The 22,925-nt window shown below is 64.1% G+C and carries 18 protein-coding genes; all 18 read left to right on the forward strand.

Translation table 11 applies throughout. From position 1 onward, the window contains the following. Positions 1-31 precede the first annotated feature (31 nt). The 18 genes from galU (at position 32) to PSEMAI1_RS20830 (ending at position 22,858) form a co-directional block, all read left to right on the forward strand. The gene (gene galU, locus PSEMAI1_RS0102325; RefSeq protein ID WP_024301311.1) at positions 32-904 is read left to right on the forward strand and encodes a UTP--glucose-1-phosphate uridylyltransferase GalU; all 873 of its coding nucleotides are present in this window, start codon (positions 32-34) and stop codon (positions 902-904) included. A gap of 66 nt (positions 905-970) precedes the next feature. Next, positions 971-1,513, forward strand: coding sequence for a hypoxanthine-guanine phosphoribosyltransferase (locus PSEMAI1_RS0102330; RefSeq protein ID WP_024301312.1), 543 nt, complete (start codon positions 971-973; stop codon positions 1,511-1,513). 112 nt (positions 1,514-1,625) lie between these two features. Next, positions 1,626-2,357, forward strand: coding sequence for an S-methyl-5'-thioinosine phosphorylase (locus PSEMAI1_RS0102335; RefSeq protein ID WP_024301313.1), 732 nt, complete (start codon positions 1,626-1,628; stop codon positions 2,355-2,357). 230 nt (positions 2,358-2,587) lie between these two features. Beyond that, positions 2,588-3,580: an SDR family oxidoreductase gene (locus PSEMAI1_RS0102340; protein ID WP_024301314.1), complete on the forward strand. Its 993-nt coding sequence runs from the start codon at positions 2,588-2,590 to the stop codon at positions 3,578-3,580. After that, positions 3,577-4,152, forward strand: coding sequence for an SIS domain-containing protein (locus PSEMAI1_RS0102345; RefSeq protein ID WP_024301315.1), 576 nt, complete (start codon positions 3,577-3,579; stop codon positions 4,150-4,152). The genes PSEMAI1_RS0102340 and PSEMAI1_RS0102345 overlap by 4 nt, the downstream gene beginning before the upstream one ends. Beyond that, a complete protein-coding gene (locus tag PSEMAI1_RS0102350) occupies positions 4,149-5,666 on the forward strand; it encodes a PfkB family carbohydrate kinase (RefSeq protein WP_024301316.1) in 1,518 nt (505 codons plus the stop codon). The genes PSEMAI1_RS0102345 and PSEMAI1_RS0102350 overlap by 4 nt, the downstream gene beginning before the upstream one ends. A 15-nt stretch (positions 5,667-5,681) precedes the next feature. Further along, on the forward strand, positions 5,682-6,782 hold the full coding sequence (locus PSEMAI1_RS0102355) for a radical SAM protein (RefSeq protein WP_024301317.1): 1,101 nt from the start codon (positions 5,682-5,684) through the stop codon (positions 6,780-6,782). 3 nt (positions 6,783-6,785) lie between these two features. Continuing rightward, on the forward strand, positions 6,786-7,766 hold the full coding sequence (locus tag PSEMAI1_RS0102360; RefSeq protein WP_024301318.1) for a thiamine pyrophosphate-dependent dehydrogenase E1 component subunit alpha: 981 nt from the start codon (positions 6,786-6,788) through the stop codon (positions 7,764-7,766). Beyond that, positions 7,763-8,821 carry an alpha-ketoacid dehydrogenase subunit beta gene (locus tag PSEMAI1_RS0102365; RefSeq protein ID WP_198019571.1) on the forward strand — a complete coding sequence of 353 codons (1,059 nt, stop codon included), beginning with the start codon at positions 7,763-7,765 and terminating at the stop codon, positions 8,819-8,821. The genes PSEMAI1_RS0102360 and PSEMAI1_RS0102365 overlap by 4 nt, the downstream gene beginning before the upstream one ends. Positions 8,822-8,842: 21 nt before the next feature. After that, positions 8,843-10,234 (forward strand): radical SAM protein, encoded by a 1,392-nt coding sequence (locus PSEMAI1_RS20420; protein ID WP_024301320.1) that lies wholly within the window; start codon positions 8,843-8,845, stop codon positions 10,232-10,234. Positions 10,235-10,661: 427 nt separating this feature from the next. After that, positions 10,662-11,816 (forward strand): glycosyltransferase, encoded by a 1,155-nt coding sequence (locus tag PSEMAI1_RS0102375; protein WP_024301321.1) that lies wholly within the window; start codon positions 10,662-10,664, stop codon positions 11,814-11,816. Beyond that, on the forward strand, positions 11,813-12,988 hold the full coding sequence (locus PSEMAI1_RS0102380) for an acetyl-CoA carboxylase biotin carboxylase subunit family protein (RefSeq protein ID WP_024301322.1): 1,176 nt from the start codon (positions 11,813-11,815) through the stop codon (positions 12,986-12,988). Before PSEMAI1_RS0102375 ends, PSEMAI1_RS0102380 begins: the two co-directional genes overlap by 4 nt. Further along, a complete protein-coding gene (locus PSEMAI1_RS0102385) occupies positions 12,981-14,147 on the forward strand; it encodes a Gfo/Idh/MocA family protein (protein ID WP_029770451.1) in 1,167 nt (388 codons plus the stop codon). Before PSEMAI1_RS0102380 ends, PSEMAI1_RS0102385 begins: the two co-directional genes overlap by 8 nt. An 8-nt stretch (positions 14,148-14,155) precedes the next feature. After that, positions 14,156-16,471, forward strand: a complete 2,316-nt coding sequence (locus PSEMAI1_RS0102390) for a glycosyltransferase (protein ID WP_024301324.1) — start codon at positions 14,156-14,158, stop codon at positions 16,469-16,471. Positions 16,472-16,552: 81 nt separating this feature from the next. Further along, positions 16,553-16,960, forward strand: coding sequence for an FdtA/QdtA family cupin domain-containing protein (locus PSEMAI1_RS0102395; protein ID WP_024301325.1), 408 nt, complete (start codon positions 16,553-16,555; stop codon positions 16,958-16,960). Next, positions 16,957-18,051, forward strand: a complete 1,095-nt coding sequence (locus PSEMAI1_RS0102400; protein WP_156943073.1) for a DegT/DnrJ/EryC1/StrS aminotransferase family protein — start codon at positions 16,957-16,959, stop codon at positions 18,049-18,051. The genes PSEMAI1_RS0102395 and PSEMAI1_RS0102400 overlap by 4 nt, the downstream gene beginning before the upstream one ends. 14 nt (positions 18,052-18,065) lie before the next feature. Then, positions 18,066-18,302 carry a hypothetical protein gene (locus PSEMAI1_RS0102405; protein WP_156943074.1) on the forward strand — a complete coding sequence of 79 codons (237 nt, stop codon included), beginning with the start codon at positions 18,066-18,068 and terminating at the stop codon, positions 18,300-18,302. 8 nt (positions 18,303-18,310) lie between these two features. Beyond that, entirely contained in the window at positions 18,311-22,858 is a 4,548-nt protein-coding gene (locus tag PSEMAI1_RS20830) for a glycosyltransferase (protein ID WP_084612608.1), read from the forward strand. Positions 22,859-22,925 lie beyond the last annotated feature (67 nt).

Raw genomic sequence — 22,925 nt, forward strand, 5'->3', positions numbered from 1 at the left:
ATCCACCCGATTCCATCAGAGAGCAGTAGAGATGAAGAAAATTACCAAAGCTGTCTTTCCGGTCGCCGGCATGGGTACCCGCTTTCTGCCTGCCACCAAGGCCAGTCCCAAGGAAATGCTGCCGGTGGTCGACAAGCCGCTGATCCAGTACGCGGTCGAGGAGGCCATCGCCGCCGGCATTACCGAGCTGATTTTCATCACCGGCCGCAACAAGCGTTCCATCGAAGACCACTTCGACAAGGCCTACGAGCTGGAAACCGAGCTCGAGTACAAGAACAAGCAGAAGCTGCTGGAGCTGGTGCAGGGCATCCTGCCGCCATCGGTGACCTGCATCTACATCCGCCAGACCGAGGCGCTCGGCCTCGGCCACGCCGTGCTGTGTGCCCGCCCGGTGGTCGGCGACGAGCCGTTCGCGGTGATCCTGGCCGACGACCTGATCGACGGCGAACCCGGTGCCATGGCGCAGATGGTCGACACCTTCAACGAGCGGCAGTGCTCGGTGCTGGGCGTGGAAACCGTGGCGCCGGAAGAGACAGGCTCCTACGGCATCGTCGAAGTGCAGCCCGATGCCGACGGCCAGCAACGCATCAGCAGCATCGTCGAGAAGCCGCACCCGGACGTGGCACCGTCCAACCTCGCCGTGGTGGGGCGCTACATCCTGACGCCGCGCATCTTCGACAAGCTGGCCAAGACCCAGGCCGGTGCCGGCGGCGAGATCCAGCTCACTGACGGCATCGCCGAACTGCTCAAGGAGGAGACCGTGCTGGCCCTGCCGTTCAGCGGCGTGCGCTACGACTGCGGCTCCAAGCTCGGCTACCTGAAGGCCACCGTCAATTACGGCCTGAAACATCATGAGGTCGGCCGCGAATTCGCGGACTACCTCGCCACCTTCAACGCGCGCTGAGCGGTCCGCTCGACGGAACCAGCGCAGCCCCCGGTCGGGGGCTTCTTTTATTGAATGGAGACAACCATGCCCAACGTCGCCGAAGCCCGCGGCATCCTGAACAGCTCGGACATCCTGTTTACCGCCGAAGAAGTCGACGCCGCCGTCGACCGCATGGCGGCGGACATCACCGCCAAACTGGGCGACAGCTACCCGCTGATCCTGTCCGTGATGGGGGGCGCCGTGGTATTCACCGGCCAGTTGCTGCCGCGCCTGATCTTCCCGCTCGATTTCGACTACGTGCACGTGTCCCGCTACGGCGACAAGACCCACGGCGGCGAGCTGGTGTGGCGCCAGGCGCCGAAGGAAGACGTGCGCGACCGCGTGGTGCTGGTGCTCGACGATATCCTCGACGAAGGCCAGACCATGGCGGCGATCCGCGACAAGGTGCTCGAGATGGGCGCCAAGAGCTTCTACAGCGCGGTGTTCGCCAACAAGCTGATCAGCAAGGAAAAACCGATCGCGGCCGATTTCGTCGGCATCGACGTGCCGGACCGCTACGTGTTCGGCTACGGCATGGACGTGCGCGGCATCTGGCGCAATCTGCCGGCGATCCACGCGCTGAAATAAGCGGGTTATAAGGCTGGCGCATTTTATCCGCCGTCATTATTAAGACATAATGGCGCCCATTACGCCGTGCGCGGCGGGCCTTGGCCCGCCGCGCCCTTAAGGGGAAACCGCCATGCTTGCCATCATCGGGGGCACCGGGCTTGCCACGCTGCCCATTCTCGAAGTCACCCATCGCCAAGTGGTGCGCACACCCTATGGCGATCCGTCGTGTGCGCTGACCTTCGGCCGTATCGGCCACGAAAACGTCGTCTTCCTGGCGCGTCACGGCTATGGCCATTCATTGGCCCCGCACGAAATCAACTACCGCGCCAACATCTGGGCCCTGCATGACCAGGGGGTGAGGGGCATCATCTCGCTCGGTTCGGCTGGCGGGATCCGTCACGACATGTCACCCGGCACCCTGGTGGTGCCCGACGACATCATCGACTACACCTGGGGGCGCAAGCACACCTTCTTCGAAGGGCTGGATCGGCCCGTGGTCCATGTCGATTTCACCCGGCCGTTCAGCGAAACGCTGAGACAGCGCCTGCTGGCGGCTGGGAGCACGGCCAATGTGCCCGTGCTGGATGGCGGGGTGTACGCCTGCGCCCAAGGGCCCCGGCTCGAGTCGAGGGCCGAGATTCGCAAGTTCGAGCGGGATGGTTGCGACATCGTCGGTATGACCGGCATGCCGGAGGCGACCCTGGCGAGGGAGTTCGATCTGCCCTACGCCATGCTCAATTTCGTGGTGAATTGGGCGGCGGGCGTTCAGGATTCTCAGACGAGCGTGTCATTCCCCAGCGATCTTCAGCAAGTCGGCGTGGATCGGGTCCATGCCTTGCTTGCCTGCCTTTTCAGTTCTTGAGGCCGGCGCCGGCGGCGGTGACGCCCGTGGCGGGATAGGGTTCCTCCGGACAGGGTGGAGCCGTTCCGCTCAGAAAGGGCTCAAGAGGCAGCGCTTGCCGGCCGATAACACGAGGGTGGAGCTTCCTTAGTAGTGGGTCGCAAAGCGCCTTGGGATGACCGCGGAAACGGGTGGTGCTCCACCCGGGTTTTGCCGGTCGCCAGTAGAATGTATTGAATAAGGGGGAGGCCATGCGCGTTCTGGTTACGGGAGCCGCCGGCTTTATCGGAAGCCATTTGACCGAGTTGCTGCTTCATGAAGGGCACGAGGTCCTTGCGCTCGACGACCTGTCTACCGGCAAGGCCGCCAATCTGGCCATGCTGGAGGGTCGCAGCGGTTTTACTTTTATCAAGGCGGACATCCGCGATCGGGATGCCCTCCGCGAACACTTCCGGGGCATCGACTGGGTATTTCACCTGGCCGGGCGGGCGGATATCGTTCCGTCCATCGAGCAGCCGGTCGATTACTTCGACGTCAACGTCGGCGGCACGCTCAACGTGCTCGAGGCGGCCAGGCTTCATGGCGTGAAGCGCCTGGTCTATGCGGCGTCTTCCTCCTGCTATGGTATCCCGGACGTCTACCCGACGCCGGAGACGGCGCCGATCAAGCCCGAGTATCCTTACGCCCTGACCAAGGCCATGGGCGAGGAGCTGGTATTGCACTGGGGGCAGGTCTACCAGTTGCCGGTGCTCTCGTTGCGCCTGTTCAACGTCTATGGTCCGCGCGCGCGGACCTCGGGCACCTATGGCGCGGTGTTCGGCGTCTTCCTGGCGCAGCGCCTGAAAGGGCTGCCGTTGACCATCGTCGGCGACGGCACGCAGAGCCGCGATTTCACCTTCGTCACCGACGTCGCCCGTGCCTTCCTCGCCGCCGCGGCGTCGGATGTCAGCGGGCAGGTCTTCAACGTCGGCAGCAATGGCCATTACAGCGTCAACCGCCTGGCCGAGCTGCTGGGGGGCGAGCGTTGCCACATCCCCAAACGCCCCGGCGAGCCGGATTGCACTTTTGCCGATACCCGGCGTATCCGTGAGGTGCTGGGCTGGGAAGCGCAAGTGCGTTTCGAGGATGGTGTCGCCATCATGAAATCCCATATCGACGACTGGTCGGATGCGCCGCTCTGGACCCGGGAGCGCATTGCCGACGCCACCCGCACCTGGTTCGAGCACTTGGGGGAACGGTCGTGATCACCGCTAGCCTGGGTACCGCCATACGGCGTTTCAACGACGTGCTCGCCGGCTGCCAGGTCACCCTGCGCGATGGCGAGACGCTGCCGTGCGAAGCCGGCATGCAGCGGGCCCTGACGATGTTGCGCCGGGCGCGCGAGGCCGATGCCAGCGTTTTTCTCATCGGCAACGGCGGCAGCGCGGCCATCTGCGCGCATATGCAGAACGACCTGGTCAACAAGGGCGGCCTGCGCGCCCAGGTGCTGCACGAGCCTTCACTGCTGACCTGCATGAGCAACGACTACGGCTATCCGCTCGCCTACGCCAGGCTGGTGGAGCGCTTTGCCCGCCGCGGCGACCTCTTGGTGTGCATCAGCAGCTCAGGCCGCTCCGCCAACATGCTGGAAGCGGTGGCGGCGGCGCGCGGCCGGGAGGCGCAGGTGCTGACCCTGAGCGGTTTTGCCGCGAGCAACCCCTTGCGTGCGCAGGGCGACCTCAACATCTGGCTGCCTTCCGATGATTTCGGCGAAGTCGAGGTGGGACATCAGCTGCTGCTGCACTACCTTGCCGACGCCCTGGTATCGTCCTCATGATCGAACAAAAACTGAAATCCCTCGCCGAACTGGCCGACATCTCCGCCACCGCCTCCCGCGCCGGGCGCAAGGTGGTGCATTGCCACGGCACTTTCGACCTGCTGCACAACGGCCACATCCGCCACCTGCAGCATGCGCGCTCCCTGGGCGATATGCTGATGGTGACCGTGACCTCGGACGCTTTCGTGCGCAAGGGGCCGGGGCGTCCGGTGTTTACTGATCATCTGCGCGCCGAGAGCCTGGCCGCCTTGGCCTGCGTCGATTATGTCGCCATCAGCGACGCCGAGACGGCCATCGGCGCCATCGAACACATCCGGCCGCGGCTCTACGTCAAGGGCAGCGATTACGTCGACGCCAGCCAGGACGTGACCGGCAACATCGCGCGCGAGATCGCGGCCGTGCGGCAATGGGGCGGGGACGTCTACTTTACCGACGAGATCACCTTCAGCTCGACGCGCCTCCTGAACGAGCATTTCGACGTCTTCCCTCCCGAAACCCGCGCCTTCCTCGAGGATTTCAAGCGGCGTTGCCCGCTGGACCGGTTCCTCACGGCGATACGCAGGCTTTCTTCGCTGCGCGTGCTGGTGATGGGGGACGCCATCTTCGACGAGTATCACTACGTCTCGGCCCTGGGGCAGACCGGCAAGGGCAATACGCTGGCGGTGCGCTACCAGTCGGAAGAGCGCTTCGCCGGCGGCGCCATCGCGGTGGCCAACCATGTGGCGGGTTTCGCCCGCGAGGTGACGTTGCTGACGGCCTTGGGCAAAGAGCCCGGCGCGGTGGAGTACGTGAAGGGCAAGCTGGCGGCCAACGTGACCCTGGAGCACCGGTACTTTCCCACCGCCCAGACGCTGATCAAGCGCCGCTTTGTCGATCAGGATCTGCAGCGCCTGTTCGAGGTGTATTACGGCGGGGAGGAGACCGAGCGTCTCGAACTGGACCAGGCGTTCTGCCAGTGGATAGAGCGGCATGCCGCCGACTTCGACGTGGTCATCGTGCCGGACTTCGGCAACGGCATGATCTCGCGCGAGATGGCCCGCTGCATCTCCGAGCACGCCACCTTCCTGGTGGTCAATACCCAGATCAACAGCGGCAACCGCGGCTACCACGCGATTACCCGTTATCCCCGCGCAGATTTCCTCTGCCTGAACGAACCGGAGGCGAGGCTGGCGGCGCATGACCGCCAGTCCTCGCTGGAGCAGATCGCCGGCGATCTGGTGGACAAGCTCGGCGCGCGGGCGATGGCGGTGACCCGCGGCGTGGCCGGGGCGCTCATCGTCGATCCGGCCGGTTCCCTGATGGTGCCGGCGTTGTCGTCGCGGGTGGTCGACCGTGTCGGGGCGGGGGATGCGTTCCTGTCGCTGGCGGGCTTGTGCATGGCCGCGGGTTATCCGGCCGATATCGTTACCCTGGCGGGCAGCATCGCGGCGGCCCTGGACGTGCAGATCGTTTGCAACCGCGAGTCGGTGGACCCCGTGCTGTTCGCCAAGTACGCCACCACCCTTTTGAAGTGAGCCGGGGCAAAAGCCATGGACAAGTTTCTGATCGATAGCCACAAGCTGGTCTATCATCCGCGCCGAGTCGCCGATCTGATCGAGGTCGGGGACGACTGGGAAAAAGCCCGGCAGGTCTACCCCATCTACCTCGAACTGTCGCCGGTGGGGGCCTGCAACCACCGCTGCACCTTCTGTGCCGTCGACTACATCGGCTACAAGGCCGTGATGCTCGATTACGAGATGCTCCAACAGCGACTGCCCGAAATGGGCCGCCTGGGCGTCAAGAGCATCATGTACGCCGGCGAGGGCGAGCCGCTGCTGCACAAGAAGATCAACGAGATCGTCGCGCTGACCAAGGCATCCGGCATCGACGTGTCGTTCACCACCAACGGCGTGCTGCTGAACGAGGTCTTTGTCGAACAGTCGCTGGACAAGGTGTCGTGGATCAAGGTGTCGCTCAATGCCGGCAGCGAGGCTTCCTACGCGGCCATCCATCGTACCCGCGGCCGCGATTTCCAGCGCGTGATCGACAATCTGCGCCATGCGGTAGAGTACAAGCGTGCCCACGGCATCGATTGCACCATCGGCGTGCAGTCGGTGCTGCTGCCCGAAAATGCCGGGGAAATGGTGGAGCTCGCGCGTATCTGCCGCGACGAAATCGGTGCCGACTACCTGGTGATCAAGCCCTATTCCCAGCACCTGTTCAGCGAGACGCGCCAGTACGAAGGGATCGACTACAACCCCTTCCTGGCGATGGAGCAGGAGCTGGCGACGTACAACACCGCCGATTTCCAGGTGATCTTCCGCAGCCACACCATGCACAAATACCTGGAGGCGCCGGCACAGCGTTACCAGAAGTGTCACGCCACGCCTTTCGTGTGGGGCTACGTGATGGCCGACGGCCGCGTCTACGGCTGCAGCGCCTACCTGCTGGATCAGCGCTTCGAGTACGGCAATCTCAACGAAACGAGCTTCCAGGCGATCTGGGAGGGGGAGCGGCGCCGCGAGAGCTTCCGCCACATCCGCCACGAACTCGATATCCGGGAATGCCGCAAGAACTGCCGCATGGACGAGGTCAACCGCTACCTCGACCGCCTGCTCAACCAGTCGGTGCCGCACATCAATTTTATCTGAGCCATGAATACCGAGCTTAATCCGGCGCGGGCACGTCTTGAACGGATGTTGCTGATCCGCCGTACCGAAGAGGCCATCGCCCGCGCGTATCCCGACCAGCGGATGCGCTGCCCGGTCCATTTGTCGATCGGACAGGAAGCGGCGGCGGTCGGTGTCTGCTCCGCCCTGGAAGCTAGCGATCAGGCAGTGAGCACCCACCGTTCGCATGCGCACTACTTGGCCAAGGGAGGCGATCTCGACGCGCTGATCGCCGAGCTGCACGGCAAGGCCAGCGGCTGTTGCGGCGGGCGGGGCGGTTCGATGCATTTGTCCGACCGCCGCGTCGGTTTCCTGGCCAGCACGGCCATCGTCGGCAACAGCATTCCGGTGGGGGTGGGCATGGCGCTCGCCCAGCAGCGGCGCGGGCTGCATGGTGTCAGTTGCGTCTTCCTCGGTGATGGGGCGGTGGAGGAGGGCGTGTTCTACGAGGCGGCCAACTTCGCCGCCGTGCATCGGCTGCCGGTGCTGTTCGCCTGCGAAAACAATCTCTATTCGGTGTACTCGCCGCTGAGCAAGCGCCAGCCGCAGGGCCGGGCCTTGACGGCCCTGGCCGCCGGGATCGGCCTGCATGCCGTGAGTGTCGACGGCAACGATGCCGAAGCCGTGGCCGACGCCGCCGGCACGGCGGTGGCGCACCTTAGGGAAGGGCGCGGCCCGGTGTTCCTCGAGATGGCCACCTACCGCTGGCTGGAGCATTGCGGCCCGTTCGACGACGATCATCTGGGCTACCGGCCGGCCGGCGAGCTGCAACGCTGGCAGGAGCGGGACCCGCTCCAGCACCAGATCAGGGTGTCGATGGTATCCGACGACTGGCTGGAAGATGCCGAACGGCGCGTGTCACAGCGCATCCGGCATGCTTTCGAACAGGCCTTGGCGGCGCCTTTCCCCGCGCCGGAGAGCGCATTCGACGGCCTCTACGCCACGGCGCTGGAGGGACAGCCATGATGCGTACGATGAATGCCGCCCAGGCGATCAACGATGCCTTGCACCTGGCCATGGAGCTGGACCCCTCGGTGATCTGCTACGGCCTGGGCATCGACGATCCGAAGACCATCTTCGGAACCACCGCCGGTCTGCAGGAGCGTTTCGGCGCGGCGCGGGTGTTCGACACGCCGACCTCGGAAAACGCGATGACGGGGGTGGGCATCGGTGCTGCGTTGGGAGGCCTGCGTCCGGTGATGTGCCACCAGCGGCTGGATTTTTTCCTGCTCGCCATGGATCAACTGGTGAACAACGCAGCCAAGTGGCGCTACACCTTCGGCGAGGGGCACTCCGTGCCGCTGACCTTGCGGCTGATCCTCGGCCGCGGCTGGGGGCAGGGGCCGACCCATTCGCAAAACCTGCAAGCCTGGTTCGCCCATGTGCCCGGCCTGAAGGTGGTGATGCCGGCCAGCGCCGCCGACGCGCGTGGCCTGCTGCTGTCTTCGATCTTCGACGACGATCCGGTGGTCTTCCTCGAGCACCGCTGGATGCACTCCGCCACCGGCGAGGTGCCCCAGGGCGACGTGCGCGTGCCGCTGGGCAAGGCGCAGCGCCTGCGCGAAGGGGACGCCGTCACCATCGTCGCGATGTCCTACCTGGTGGCCGAAGCGAGCCATGCCTGCCGCGCCCTGGAGAGCATGGGCGTGTATTGCGACCTGATCGATCTGCGCAGCATCAAGCCGCTCGACATAGATACCCTGGCCGCCTCGCTCAAGCGCACCGGCCGCCTGCTGGTGCTGGACACGGGGGCCGCCACCGGTTCGGTGGCCGGCGAGATCATCGCCAGGCTGACCATGGAGCACTGGTCGTCCTTCCGCTGCCCGCCGCAAAGGCTGGCGGCGCCGGATTGTCCCGAGCCCACCAGTTACGGCATCAGCCGCGCTTTCTATACCGGCGCCGCGGATATCCTGCGTAGCGTCGGTCGCATGCTGGACCTGCCCGAGCTGCCCCTGGATGCCCTGCCTCCGGCCCGTCCACATCACGATGTCCCGGGTGACTGGTTTACCGGTCCCTTCTAAGCACACACGAGGTAACCCGCCATGAGCGATCACGACAAGCAAAAGGGGATCAATCGTTTCGGCCATGAAACGACCACCATGATCCCCGAAGACGCGCCGCTGGCACGCAATCCCGGACACAAGTTGCGCACCTCCAACGTCATCGTCAACCGCAAGGCGCTGACCGACGAATCGGCCCTGATCGACAGCTACAAGCTGGACCGGCCGACCGGGCAGAAGATCCAGTTCTATAGCGAAGGCAACCAGGTCGGCGTGATCCGCCTCGGCGAGGGGGAGGACCCGCAGGTTCCCAACCAGTTCACCGGTCCCAGCTTCCGCAATCCGCCGCAGCGCTTCCGCTTCGACGGGCACAAGATGATGCACCATCTCGACCGGCTGCTGGCCTGGCAGAAGGGAGAGCGTTTCGCGCCCATCCACATCGACATGGGCCTGACCAAGTTCTGCAATACGGCGTGTATCTACTGCTACGCGGTGGTCCAGAACATGACCAAGGGCACCATGATCGGCCGCGAGGCGCTGCTGCGTTACATCGAGGATTGCGGCCGCCTGGGCGTGCGCTCGATCGGCTTCATCGGCGACGGCGAACCGACGCTGAACCCCGCGCTGTATGACGCCACGGTACGCGCGGGCGAACTGGGGGTGGACACCTCGATGGCCACCAACGGCCTGCTGCTGGACATGGACCGCGCGCACGACCTGCTCAAGAACATGAGCTGGATTCGCTTCAACCTGTCGGCCGGCACCCGGGAAGGGTTCCGCCGCGTTCACCAGTCGCGGGAGGAGAACTTCGACCTGCTGATCGACAAGATCCGCGAGCTGGTGCGCATCAAGAAGGAATACGGCTACAAGTGCACGCTGGGCCTGCAGATGGTGCTGGTGCCGGAATGCTTCGACGAGGTGATCCCGGAGGCCCGGCTCGGCGCCGAACTGGGCGTCGATTACTTCGTCATCAAGCACTGCTCGGACTCCGAATACAAGGAAATCGGCATCCAGTACGAGGACTACCTGACCATCGGCGACGTGCTGAAGGAGGCCGAAGGCTATTCCACCGCCGACTACGTAGTCCAGGCCAAGTGGAACAAGATCAATGCCGCCTCGGAATCGGCCCTGTACAAGAACGGCTTCCGCAAGTACGACGTCTGTCACGGCACGCCCTTCCTGCTGCAGATCTCCGGTAACGGCAAGGTCTACCCCTGTGGGCCGTTTTTCAACAAGGAGCGGTTCTATATCGGCGACCTGCACGAGCAGTCGTTCTTCGACATGGTGATGGGCGACCGCTATTGGGCGGTACACAAGGATGTCAGCGAATCGGTCGATGTCCACAAGGACTGCGCCATTGGATGCCGTCAGGACTATGTGAACAAATTCCTTTGGGATCTGAAGAACCCACCGGAACATATCAACTTCATCTGAAGAAGCGGACCTAAGGGCCGACTCGAATGCGCCTAGCCCTGAGCTATTCCAATTTTGGCAATCCCGAATACTACGTCAATTTGCTGGGAGGATTTGCCAAGGCTTGGGAGGCGCAGGGCCACGCCGTGCGCCGCGGCTATGATCGCTACCGCCTGGTCGCACCGTCATCACGGCGAGGTCAGCTCAAAGGGGCGGTAATTCGAGGTGCCCTTCCGTGGACTCTACCGAAGGACCACCCTGTAAAAGCTGCCGGCCTGGCCGAACCGCCATATCGACGAGTTGTTGCCGCTGGCTGCTCTTAGCTCGGACTGAAGCGGCTGGGCAGGCGGGTGGGTTGGATGCTTACACTCGGTCCGGCAGGCTGCTAGTGCTATCTATAAGAACAAGGCTACACTATGCCGAATGAAATAGCCGTGGAGATCCCTACTTGAGCCGGCCAACCTTCCCCCCGAAACCCGCAATCCAGCGCATTCTCGTCCTGATCCCGTCGGCCTACCTGTTTTATCTCAACCAGGGGATGGCGTTGCGCCAGGCCTTCCAGAAAGCCGGGGTCGATTGCCTGCTGATGGTGGATGGCATGGGGGACGACTCCATGCGCGCGCTGCTGGGCAGCTTCATGCCGCAAGCCGTGCTGTCGATCAACCACCCCCGCCCTGCCGCAATGGAGAGCCTGCGGCACACGCTGCACCTGCGCTGGATACAGGACAACCAGTTTGGCCAGAACGACTACCGCCAGCAAAGCGAAAACGCCCCCAGCGACATCTGCTACTTCGCCACCCGCCGCTTGCAGAACGTCATCCCGCTGCAAGGGCGACGTTTCACCGGCACGCTGCGCTTTGCCGCCACGCCGGCCGCCACGCCGCCCGCCGGCGCGCCCGACGCCGCTTTCTCGCTGGTGGGCTATATCCCGCCGGCACCATTGCTGGATGCCAGTTTCCAGATCAACGCCTTCCAGCGCTTCACCGGCTGGGACTACCTGAGCTACCTGGAACGCACCCAGCAACACTCGCTGGACACCTCGCTGGAACAGCTGGACAGCATTGTGGAAACCTTCCTGAACCAGCAAGGCACCAGCTCGCGCTATCTGCCCGCCGACGCCCTGCGCCTGTTCCGCGAGGAATACTTCCGCGCCTTCAACCGCCTGCGCCTGACGCGGCAGGTGCTGTCGCTGGGTCGCGGTTGCCGGATCTACGGCACGCCGGAGTGGCAAAGCTGGGCCGAGTTCCTGCCCTATTTCCAGGGCATGCTGGCCACCCGCCAGGAGAACGACGCGGTGTTCCGTGCCACCACCATCAACCTGCACAACGGCGGCACCCTGTCCCACCCGCGGGTATTCGAGTGCATGGCCGCCAGGGGCGGCGCGCTGATGGCCAACCGTACGCCGGTAGAAACCGAGCTGGGTTTCGAACCCGGTGTCCACTTTGTGGAGTACGACCTGTCCGACTTCAATGCTGCGGCACGAGACCTCCTGGACAATCCGGAGAAACGCCGCGCCATCAGCGACGCGGCTTACCGGCTGATCTGCGAGCAGCACACCTGGGATCACCGCGTGCAGCAGATCCTGACGGACATCCTGCGATGAAGCCCTGGATCCTGTTGGTAGGCACCAGTTTCAGTGCCGCCCCGCTGCTGCTCACGCTGCGGCAACAGGGTTTTCTGGTGGCCGTCTGCGGCGCGCAGCCCGACGACCCCTGCGTCGCCCTGGCCGACGCCTACCACCCGCTGGATTACGCCGACCCGCAGGCACTGCTGGCACTGATCCAGCGCGAGGGTTACCGCCATGTCTGCCCCAGCTGCAACGACTATGCCTACCTGTCGGCCAGCCATGCGGCCAACCTGCTGGGTCTGCCCGGCTACGACAGCCCGCAGGTCACCGCCACCCTGCACAACAAGGCCGCTTTCCGCGCCCACGCCCAGGCCATCGGCCTGAGCACGCCGCGCGCCTGCGCTGCGGACGACACCGCCGCCCTGCAGGCGCTGTCGCTGCCCTTGCTGGTCAAGCCCTCCGACAGCTTCAGCGGCCGAGGTATGCAGCGCGTGACGCGCTACGAAGGCCTGGACGCGGCCATCGCCACCGCCAGGCAGTCTTCACGTAGCGGCACCGCCGTGGTCGAAGAGTTCATTAGCGGCAGCCTGCACAGCCACTCGGCCTTCCTGCAGGACGGTCATATCCTGCAGGATGTGTTTGTCGACGAGTTCTGCCAGACCTACCCCTACCAGGTGGATTGCTCCAACGCGCCCTCCCGCCTGTCCGACACGGTCAAGAACCGCGTAAGGCAGGAAATCCTGCGCCTGGTGCAATCCTTACAGTTGGTCGACGGCCTGCTGCACACCCAGTTTATCGATCACGATGGCCAGCCCTACCTGATCGAACCGATGCGCCGCTGCCCCGGCGACCTGTACTACCACCTGGTGACGTTCTCCACCGGCATGCCCTATCTGGAAAACTACGTGGCCCCGTTTGCTGGCCTGCCGATGCGCGGCGGCCAGCCCGCTGCCGCCGCCTGCTGGGCGCGCCATACCATCAGTTTTGCGCAGGACAGTGTGTTCTTCTCGCTATCCCCGCAGATACCGGCAGCGCAGGACGTGCGCATTTTCCCACTGGCCGACAGTGCCGCCAGCATCAGAGCCGCCCCCTACGGCAAGGCCGCCATCGTATTTGCCCGGCTGCCCGACACCGCCACATTGTTTGACCTGACGCCCAAGCTGGGCAGCCTGTTTCCGGCCAACACTCTAGAGCGCCAACATGACTGACACCCCATTGCACGCCACGCCGGCCACCCCGCGCAAACTGCAGATCGGCTTTATCGGCGGCGGCATCAACTCTGCCGTCGGTCGTGCCCACTTCGGTGCCGTACAACTGGACGGGATCTACGAGTTGGCCGCAGGCTGTTTCAGCCGCGATGCCGGTATCAACCACGATAGCGCCCGCTTTTATGGCGTGGCCCCGCAGCGTGTCTACGACACCGCGGAAGCGCTGATCGCCGGCGAAGCCTCTCGGCTGGACGCGGTAGTCATCCTCACGCCAACCTCCGACCATCTGCAGCCGCTGCTTGCCGCCCTGCAAGCCGGCTTGCCGGTCATCTGCGAGAAGGCGCTGGTCGCCGACCTGGACGATGCCCGCCAGGTCAGCGCCGTCCAGCAGCAGACGCAGGGCTTCTTGGCCATGACTTACAACTACACCGGCTACCCCTGCCTGCGCGAGATGAAAGCGATCGTCGACAGCGGCAGGCTCGGCCGCCTGTGCCATCTCCGCGCCGACATGCCGCAAGAGGGCTTCCTGCGCCAGGACCGCAGCGGCAAACCCATGCAGCCGCAGGCCTGGCGCCTGCGTGATGGCCGCATCCCGACGGTGTACCTGGACCTGGGCACCCACCTGCACCAGATCGTGCATTATCTGACTAGGCTGCCGGCAACCAGCGTGGCTGCCTTCCACGCCAGCTACGGCCACTTTCCGGAGGTGATCGACTACGTTAATGCCTCGGTCGAATTCAGCGACGGCATCCATGGCAGCTTTACCTTCGGCAAGGCGATGCTGGGGCAGCGCAACGGCCTGAAGATCGCCCTCTACGGCGACCAGGCTAGCGTCGAGTGGCTGCAGACCGAGCCGGAAATACTCAGGCTCTACTACAAGGATGGCAGCATCGAAATCCTGGACCGTGGCGGCGACATGCCGGTGGCGGCCCAATCCCGCTACAACCGCTTCAAGAGCGGCCACCCTGCCGGCTACGTGGAGGCATTTGCCAACCTGTACCAGGATATCCACCACTGCCTGCTGGCCTACCGCCAGCATGGCCGCTGGCAATCCGGCGAGGTGTTCGGCGCCGACTTTGCCAGCAGCGGGCTGGCCTTCCTGCAGGCCATGGCCGATGCCGCCCGCACCGGCCAGCGCGTACCGCTAACCGCTCCGTGAGCCACGCCATGTTGCTCTCCCTCATCGTTCCCGCCTTCCATGCCGCCGCCACGCTGGCCCGGGCAAGCCGCAGCGCGCTACAACCCGGCTGCGACATCGAGCTGATCATCGTTGATGACTGTTCGCAGGATGACACCCTGGCACAGGCGCACAGCCTGGCGGCACAGGACGCACGCATCCGGGTATTGCGCACCGCCAGCAACGGCGGTCCCGGCATGGCCCGCAATGCCGGCATCGAAGCGGCACGCGGCAGTTGGATAGGCTTTCTGGACGCCGATGACGAGTTTGCACCGCAGGCCATCTGCCAGTTACTGCCGCAATTGGCCGGCCAGCCGGACGACATCGACATGCTGGCCTTCGACTGGTGCTACTCGACCGCCGCTGGCGCGCCAGAGAAAGGCGAGCGGGAAGATCTGCCGCTGCTGCAGGCAGCCCCCCAGGCACGCATCCTCGCCTATCTGGGCAACCGTATCGACCCTTCAGTGATCTTTCACCTGTACCGGCGTGACTTCCTGCACCGGACCAGCCTGCGCTTCCGCAGCGGCTATCACGAGGACGTGGATTTTTCCTTTCATGCCTGTAGCAGCGCCCGGCGCATCGCGGTGCTGCCGCAGGTGCTGTACCGCAAGTGGAACCAGGCCGGCTCCATCGTCAACACCCTGGGCACCCGGCATGCCGATGGCTACTTCGATGCCATCGACAACATCCACGCCGCGCTGCTACGGCAAGGCCGGATGGCCGCCGTGCAGGCCGAGTTTGCCGAGTTTGTCATCAACATCCTGGCGTCACGCCTGGTGCGCCTGCTGCGCGGCACGGTGCACAAGACCGACAGCACCACCGCGGTGCTGTGCCGCCTGTACCAGCGGGTGCGGCGCACCGCCGCGCTGCATGGCGTGGTCCTTACCCCCGCTCGGCAAGCAGGCCAACTGGAAACGCGCTACCAGAAAATGTTTGCCGCCTTCATGGCCGCCATGCCGGCGGTGCAGCAAGGTGCCGATGCCGGCGCGCTGCTGACCACACTGGATACTCTGTCCCGCCAGTCCTGGAGCTGTTACGACCTGCACCACGCGCTGTTCCTGGCGCCGGACGAAATCCGCACCTGCTGCAAGCGTTACTTCCATAAAGGGGAAATGAAAGGCGACGTGGTACTGCTGCACGGCAGTAACGACGCGCAATTCCGTTTTACTTACGACGACGTTTTGCGCGAGAAACAGCGGCTGCACCGCGACATCAACCGCAACAGTGCACCCGAGTGCGAAGGCTGTCCCTTCCTGAGCTTTGCCGACTGGGGCTCGCCGATGGCAGATGGCGTGAAATACCTGTCGATGGAGTACCACTCCGTCTGCAATATGCGCTGCACCTACTGCAGCCCCACCTATTACAGTGGGCAGAAAGCCCGCTACGACGTGGCGCATGTCACCGCCTCGCTGGCGGACAGCGGCGCGCTGGCGCACTGCGAATACGTGGTCTGGGGCGGCGGCGAACCCACGCTGGACAAGCAGTTTGTCCCGCTGGCCGGACAACTGGCCCAGGCGGTACCCCGCACACGGCAGCGCGTGATCAGTAATGCCACCAAGTACCTGCCGGAGCTGGCGCAGATGCTGGCCGAGGACAAGGCCTTTATCGTGACCAGCATCGATGCCGGCACCAAGGATACCTTCCAGGCCATACGCAAATTCAGCGGGCTGGACCGCGTGCTGGCACACCTGCAGCGCTATGTGCAGGCGTCGGCGGCCAACACCCTGATCAAGTACATCGCGCTGGACAACAATCTGGCCGCAGCCGAGCTGGACGCCTTTGCCGACCAGATGCAGCACTGGCAACTGCTTGCGGCCAACTTCCAGCTCAGTTGCGATTTCCGCAGTGAATCGCTGTCGCTGGACGAGATACTGGCCATTGCAGGCCTCTACCACCGCCTGTACACGCTGGGCGCGGAATTCGTCTTCCTGGACGACCTGATCTGGCAGCGCCTGCCCCGGCTGGGTGCCGAAGACTACGCCGCCGTACATCGTGCGATAGGCAGCACCCTGGCCGATGCCAGCCGGACGCCGCGTATCGCGGTATGGGGCACCGGCGCGCAGGCCAGGCTGATGATGGGCAAATCGCGCTATCTGCAAGCTTGCGAGGTGGCGTGCTTTATCGATCCGCGTCCGCATCTGGCGGGCACGCGCTTCATGGACAGGCCGATCTACCCGCCTGCCTATCTGCAGGAAAACAGCCTCCCAGTGGTGATTGCGGCGGTACAGAGCGCCCCGTTCATCTACCAGGACTTGCAGGCCATGGACTTGGCCCCCGAACGCATCGTGCAGGGGCTGGTGTTGTAAGCGCCCGGCCAGTATCCGGGCCGTTGCGCCGCCCAAGCCGCGGCCCCGTGTTAACCGACAAGCCCCTATGGACAGTGTGATATGGCTTTATCTGACTGCAAAATCATCCAGCTTCCGAAAATTTCCGACCCGCGTGGCAACCTGTCTTTTGTCGAGGGCGGCAATCACATCCCGTTCGACATCAAACGTCTCTACTACATCTACGATGTTCCCGGCGGGGCCGAACGCGGTGCCCATGCCCACAAGGGCATGCACCAACTGATCATTGCCATGTCGGGCAGCTTTGACGTGATCCTGAACGACGGCAAGCAGGCCAAGCGCTTTCACCTGGCCCGCTCCTACTACGGCCTGTATGTATGCCCGATGATGTGGCGGGCGCTGGACAATTTCTCATCTGGCGCCGTGTGCACCGTGCTGTCCTCGTCCTACTACGACGAGGACGACTACATCCGCGACTACGACGATTTTCTCAAGGCGGCGCTGGCATGATGCGGGTACCGTTTTTGGATCTTGCCGCCGGCTACCAGGCGCTTCAGCCCGAGCTGGAGCATGCCCTGCTGCAGGCCGCGCGCTCGGGCCATTACATCGGCGGCGAGGCGCTGCATGCTTTCGAGCAGGCTTTTGCCGCCTACAGCGGCAGCCGTTATTGCGTAGGCACCGGCAACGGCCTAGATGCCCTGCGCCTGGCGCTGCTGGCGCTGGAGATCGGCCCCGGCGACGAAGTGATCGTGCCCAGCAATACCTTCATCGCCACCTGGCTGGCCGTCAGCCAGTGCGGTGCCACCCTGGTGCCGGTAGAGCCGGACCCTGACAGCCACCTGATCACCGCTGACGGCATCGCCGCCGCCATCACGCCCCGCACCCGGCTGATCCTGCCGGTACACCTGTATGGCCAACCGGTAGATATCGCGGCCATCAGCGCACTGGCCTGCCGCCATGGCATCCGGGTGGTGGCCGACGCGGCCCAGGCGCATGGCGCGCGCTACGATGGTCAGCCGGTCGGCGGCGCTTTCGACCTGTGTACCTGGAGCTTCTACCCCAGCAAGAACCTGGGAGCACTGGGTGACGGCGGCGCCGTGACCACCAACGATCCGGACCTGGCAGAGCGGGTAAGAATGCTGGGCAACTACGGCTCGCGCGAGAAGTACCGTTTCGAAAGGCCCGGCATCAACAGCCGGCTGGACCCGCTGCAAGCGGCTGTGCTCTCGGTTAAGCTGCCACGGCTGGATGCGTGGAATGCCCGCCGGCAAGCCATTGCCCACCGCTATTGCACCGCACTGGCCGGTAGCGACTGGACACTTCCCGCCGTCTCCCCCCGCACCAGCCCGGTGTGGCATCTGTTTGTCGTGCGCCACCCGCGGCGCGACCTGGTGCAGCAACAATTGCGCGCCTTGGGCGTGGACACGCTGATCCACTATCCGATTCCGCCGCACCGGCAACAGGCCTACCAGAGGCAATGGCCTGCTGACGCCTTTCCGGTGGCGTCGGCGTTAGCGGACGAGATCCTCAGCCTGCCGATGGGTCCCCAACTGAGCGATGAGCAGGTGACATACGTGATCGACTGCCTGCTGGGGTGCTGACAGGTGCGATCCTGATGGAGCAAAACGAGGAGTGGCAACTGCAGAACCGCTATCTTCGGCACGCCACGCATTATTTCGGATATGGCCTGAACGACGTCGGTGAGGTGGCCGTGGCGGCGCTGGACGGCGACCTTGCTGCCATCTCGGTGGTGGCGAGCGATACAATAAGACAAGAGTATGCCTGGGCCAATCGGGTGGTCCAGATGCTTTCCGATATCGAGGCGCATGCGCCTCTCCATTCACTGCAGTAGGGGCTTTGATGATTTCTGTCGTTATTCCCTCATATAACTATGCGCATTTCCTTCCCGTGGCCATCGACAGCGTGCTCACGCAGGAGGTGACGGATATCGAGATCATCGTCTGCGACGACCTGTCCAGCGACGATACCCCCCAGGTCATGCAGGCTTATGCCGGGAATGGGCAGATCCGCTATTACCGCAACGAGGTCAATCTCGGCGCCACGGACAACATCAATTACGGGATGACGCTGGCCCGCGGCGAGTACGTCCTGCTGCTCGGCGCGGACGATCTGCTGGAGCCCGGCGCCCTGAAACGGCTGAAGGCCGTGCTGGATGCGCACCCGGAATGCGGCTTCGTCTACGGTCGTTATTCGTTTCTGCAGGAGAATGGCGCGCATTACCCCCTGTCGCATCCCGGCTGGGCCAATCAGTCCTACGCCGCAGTGCGCGACGAGCTGCCCGATCTGCTGCGTTACGACTGTTACATCAACATGGGAACGACTCTGTTCCGACGTGAACTGCTGGCGGGGCGGCCGTTCTTCGACCGCAGCCTCGTGGCGGTTCCCGAAGAGCGTTTCTTCCGCGCCACCGATTGGGATCTCGTTCTGCGCCTGGCGGCGGAAGGGGTCAAAAGCGCCTTCGTCAACGAGCCCATCGCCATCTTCCGCCAGCACGCCTCGCAAGCCTCGTCGGGCGACCGCTACGCTCTGACCGGGCTGGCCATCCTGGAGCATGCCCTTCTGCTGGAGCGTTATCTGACTGCCGAGAACATGCCGAGGGTGGTCGATTTCCTTCCGGACATCGTCAACCTGTTCATCGGGAAGTTCGAGTTCTACAAGGCGCACCGCTTGAAGGACGAGGCGGGGCGGCATGCCTTCATCGAGGAACGGGTGTGCAAAGTCATCAATTTCATCAACTCGCTGATGAAAAACAGCGCCTCCTTCTCGTCGCCGGCTGCCACGGCCAACCCCGGAGCCCATGCTCCAGAGGGCGGGCAGGCCGCGCCGGAGTATCGCCATTTGCTGCGAGCCATCCCCAAGCGCCCGATGTTTTCGGTGGTGATTCCGACCCGCAATCGCCTGCGGCATCTGGCGATGGCGCTGGAGAGTCTGTGCCGGCAGAGCATCCAGGATTTCGAAGTCATCGTGGCGAACGACGGCGGATGCGCCGTCGAGGACGTCGTCAATTGCTACCGCAGCAAGCTGCCCCGGATAAACAGCGTCTCGCTCGGGGTATCCCGTGGGCCGGGTGGAGCCAGAAACGCGGCCCTGCAGCTGGTGCGCGGCCAATACGTCGCCTACCTCGACGATGACGACATCTTCCTGCCCGAGCATCTCGAAGTGCTCTCGCGCGTGTTCTTCCAGCATCCCGAAGCCTTCGTGTACACCGATGCCGAATACCGTACGACGCGGAAGAACGGGGAAGAGCTGGTTTCGAAGCCTTATGCCCAGATACCGTATTCGCGCGACAGGCTGCTGGTACAGAATTTCATCCCCACCGACACCTGGGCGCATCCGGCCAGCCTGCTCGATAAAGTCGGCGGCTTCGACGAATCGCTGGACATGCTGGAGGACTGGGACTTCCTGATCCGGCTCAGCGCCTTGGTGCCGTTTGTCCATGAGCCGACAGTCACCGTCAGGGTGTTCCAGGACGAAAGCCGCGAGGATCACACGCTGCGTAATCACAGGCACAAGCTGCGGGATTACTACCACTTGCTCTACCAGCGTCATCCGGTATCCGGCAAGGAACTGCAGCGGGCACGGGAGCAGTTCCTGCTCGCCAGGCAGAACAAGGAAGACGGTACGGCCTTGCCGGTCGAGATTCCCGCGGAAAGCTACGCCGTCTGGCTGAATACGCACCAGATCACGGAAATCAAGGCGGAGTCTCACGCGGTGCGGATGCTGTCGCAGTGGAAGACGCGCCCGGTCGTCAACTTGCTCTTGGTCGTCGATGCCTCCAACCTCGCCCTGCTGGCCGCCACCGTCGACAGTTTGCAGCGCCAGCTTTACAAGGATTGGCGCCTGATCGTCGTCTCCGACCTGGAGTGCGTCGATCCGGTCTTCCAGCAAACGGATTTCCTCGGCTGGATGCAGATCGCCGATGCCTCCGACAAGGAGCTGGTCTGCGCGGCCCTGAATGCCGTCATTGCGGACATCCCGTCCGACTGGGTGGCGCTGATCCCGCCAGGCACCGTGCTGAGCCCGGAAGCCATGCTGAAGCTGGGCGACTATGGCGAGCTCCACCCGGAGTGGCAGGTTATCTATACCGACCATGACACCACCCCCGGCGAGGACAAGCGGGTCGAGCCCAGATTCAAGCCGGACTTCAACCTCGACATGCTGCTGGCTACCGATTACATCGGTGCGGCGGTCTGGTGCCGTTTCGACGCCTTGAGCCGCCTTGGCGGCTTTGCGCCGGAAGCCTCCGCGTGGCTGTACGACACGGTGCTGCGCGCTGCCGATGCCTTTGGCGATGCGAGCGTGGGCCACATCCCAGAGGTGGGGTTCAGCTTCCCGGCGGGCTACCGGGCGAGCGAGGAAGACGCCCGCATTTATAGCGTGTCGCGCTTTCTGGAGAGGAATGGCCTTGCGGCCGCACTCCTGCCCGGCTACACGGCGGACTCCATCCGCATCGACTACCCCGTCCCCGAGCCGGCTCCGCTCGTTTCGTGCATTGTCCCGACCCGCGAGAAGCTGGAGTTTCTCGAACCCTGCCTCCAGTCCTTGCTCGCCAAGACGCGCTACCACAATTACGAGATCATCGTGGTCGACGGCAATAGTGAGGACCCGGACCTGCTGGCCTATTACGACGATCTGAGGGAAACCCACCCCGGCAAGGTCCGCATCCTGGCCTGCCCGGAACCTTTCGATCCGGTGTCTGCTTATCGGTTCGGCGCCGCCGGCGCACGCGGGGAGTTCCTGCTGTTTTTGGCCAACGATACCGAGTTCGTGCAGGACGAATGGCTGGGGCGCCTGCTGAGCCAGACCACGAGGGCGGACGTCGGCGCCGTCGGGCCGAGGCTGCTGACGCCGGAGTCGGCCCAGGTCTACAGCGCGGGCATGGTGCTGGGCCTGGGAGGGGAAGATGCGGTGGCGGGACACGCCTTCAGCGGCGAGGACATCAAGTCGCCCGGCTACATGTCGCGTGCGTTGCTGGTCCAGAATTACTCGGCGCTGGCGGGCGATTGCCTGCTGGTGCGCCGGACGGCCTACGAGGAGGCCGGCGGCCTGACGGGCGAGATGGCGGGCAATCCGCTGTGGCATGTCGACCTGTGCCTGAGGCTGGCCGAGCAGGGCTACAGGTTGACCTACACCCCCTTCTCCAATGTCGTGGCCCATGGCGGCGTGGGCTACAAGCAGTCCGCGACGGATATCGAGACGACCTACCAGGAACTCAAGCTCACCCAGGAGGCTACGCGACGCATGCTGGATCGCTGGCAGGAGCGCCTGGCCAAGGATGCCGCCTACCATCGCAGCCTGACGCTGACCGGCAAAGGATTCGAACTGGAAACCCGCACCGCGGCGACGTGGGATAACGAGATCCGCGACAAGCCCCGGCTGATGGGGGTGGCGCTGTCCGGCGGCAGCGGCATCTATCGCCTGATCCAGCCCTTGGGCGAACTGGCCCATCAGGGCATGGCCCACAGCGCGGTGCTCAAGCCCAGTGGGGGCAAGGGGGTGCGCTTGCCGACCGTGGTGGAACTGGAGCGGATGGGTCCCGATACCGTCTACTTCCAGAATTCGATCGGCGAAGCCGAACTCAAATGGCTGGAGAAAATGAAGGACACCCGGCCGCAGAGCACGTATATCTGCTCGCTGGACGACCTGATCGTGCAAGTGCCGTCGCAGAGTTCGGCCTATTACCACTTCCAGAAGCACTTCCGCGACGCCAAGCCCAAGCTGCGCAGGGCCATGAAGCTGTTCGACCGGCTGGTGGTCTCCACCCAGCCGCTGGCGGATTACTGCCAGGGCATGATCGACGATATCGTGCTGCTGCCGAACACGCTGGACCGGAACCTCTGGGGCGATCTGAGCAGCCTGCGTTCGGTCGGCCGCAAGCCGCGGGTCGGCTGGGTCGGAGCCCAGCAGCACCAGGGCGACCTCGCCATGATCTTCGACGTGGTCAAGGAACTGGCGGACGAAGTGGAGTGGGTCTTCATGGGCATGTGCCCCAGCGAGATTCGCCCCTACGTCAAGGAAGCCATCACCACGTGGCTGCCGTACGATCGCTATCCTGCCGCCGTGGCCAACCTCAACCTGGACCTGGCGATCGCTCCGCTGGAGGTCAATGCCTTCAACGAAGCCAAGAGCAATTTGCGGCTGCTGGAATACGGCGCGCTGGGATGGCCGGTGGTGTGCACCGACATCTACCCCTATCAAACCGGTGATGCCCCGGTGAAGCGGGTGCCCAATACCACGGCCGCCTGGGTCGAGGCCATCCGGGAACGGGTGCACGATCTGGGCACCTGCCACGCCGAAGGGGACCGGCTGCGCCAGTGGGTCGACGGCTACTGGCTGGAAAATCGGGCCGGGGACTGGTTCGACGCACTCACCAGAAAAAAATCCTAAAGTCTTTTGGGATGCTGACGATAAAGGGGGTATGCGGTGGAAATGAAAATGCAGTCGTCTTGTATAG

Source organism: Pseudogulbenkiania sp. MAI-1, from assembly GCF_000527175.1.
In the GTDB taxonomy this organism is placed as follows: domain Bacteria; phylum Pseudomonadota; class Gammaproteobacteria; order Burkholderiales; family Chromobacteriaceae; genus Pseudogulbenkiania.

Bases quoted from the DNA above. Each gene is read 5' to 3' on its own strand.
- galU (WP_024301311.1), top strand. From the start codon at position 32: ATGAAGAAAATTACCAAAGCTGTCTTTCCGGTCGCCGGCATGGGTACC.
- PSEMAI1_RS0102330 (WP_024301312.1), top strand. From the start codon at position 971: ATGCCCAACGTCGCCGAAGCCCGCGGCATCCTGAACAGCTCGGACATC.
- PSEMAI1_RS0102335 (WP_024301313.1), top strand. From the start codon at position 1,626: ATGCTTGCCATCATCGGGGGCACCGGGCTTGCCACGCTGCCCATTCTC.
- PSEMAI1_RS0102340 (WP_024301314.1), top strand. From the start codon at position 2,588: ATGCGCGTTCTGGTTACGGGAGCCGCCGGCTTTATCGGAAGCCATTTG.
- PSEMAI1_RS0102350 (WP_024301316.1), top strand. From the start codon at position 4,149: ATGATCGAACAAAAACTGAAATCCCTCGCCGAACTGGCCGACATCTCC.
- PSEMAI1_RS0102355 (WP_024301317.1), top strand. From the start codon at position 5,682: ATGGACAAGTTTCTGATCGATAGCCACAAGCTGGTCTATCATCCGCGC.
- PSEMAI1_RS0102360 (WP_024301318.1), top strand. From the start codon at position 6,786: ATGAATACCGAGCTTAATCCGGCGCGGGCACGTCTTGAACGGATGTTG.
- PSEMAI1_RS0102365 (WP_198019571.1), top strand. From the start codon at position 7,763: ATGATGCGTACGATGAATGCCGCCCAGGCGATCAACGATGCCTTGCAC.
- PSEMAI1_RS20420 (WP_024301320.1), top strand. From the start codon at position 8,843: ATGAGCGATCACGACAAGCAAAAGGGGATCAATCGTTTCGGCCATGAA.
- PSEMAI1_RS0102380 (WP_024301322.1), top strand. From the start codon at position 11,813: ATGAAGCCCTGGATCCTGTTGGTAGGCACCAGTTTCAGTGCCGCCCCG.
- PSEMAI1_RS0102385 (WP_029770451.1), top strand. From the start codon at position 12,981: ATGACTGACACCCCATTGCACGCCACGCCGGCCACCCCGCGCAAACTG.
- PSEMAI1_RS0102390 (WP_024301324.1), top strand. From the start codon at position 14,156: ATGTTGCTCTCCCTCATCGTTCCCGCCTTCCATGCCGCCGCCACGCTG.
- PSEMAI1_RS0102395 (WP_024301325.1), top strand. From the start codon at position 16,553: ATGGCTTTATCTGACTGCAAAATCATCCAGCTTCCGAAAATTTCCGAC.
- PSEMAI1_RS0102400 (WP_156943073.1), top strand. From the start codon at position 16,957: ATGATGCGGGTACCGTTTTTGGATCTTGCCGCCGGCTACCAGGCGCTT.
- PSEMAI1_RS0102405 (WP_156943074.1), top strand. From the start codon at position 18,066: ATGGAGCAAAACGAGGAGTGGCAACTGCAGAACCGCTATCTTCGGCAC.
- PSEMAI1_RS20830 (WP_084612608.1), top strand. From the start codon at position 18,311: ATGATTTCTGTCGTTATTCCCTCATATAACTATGCGCATTTCCTTCCC.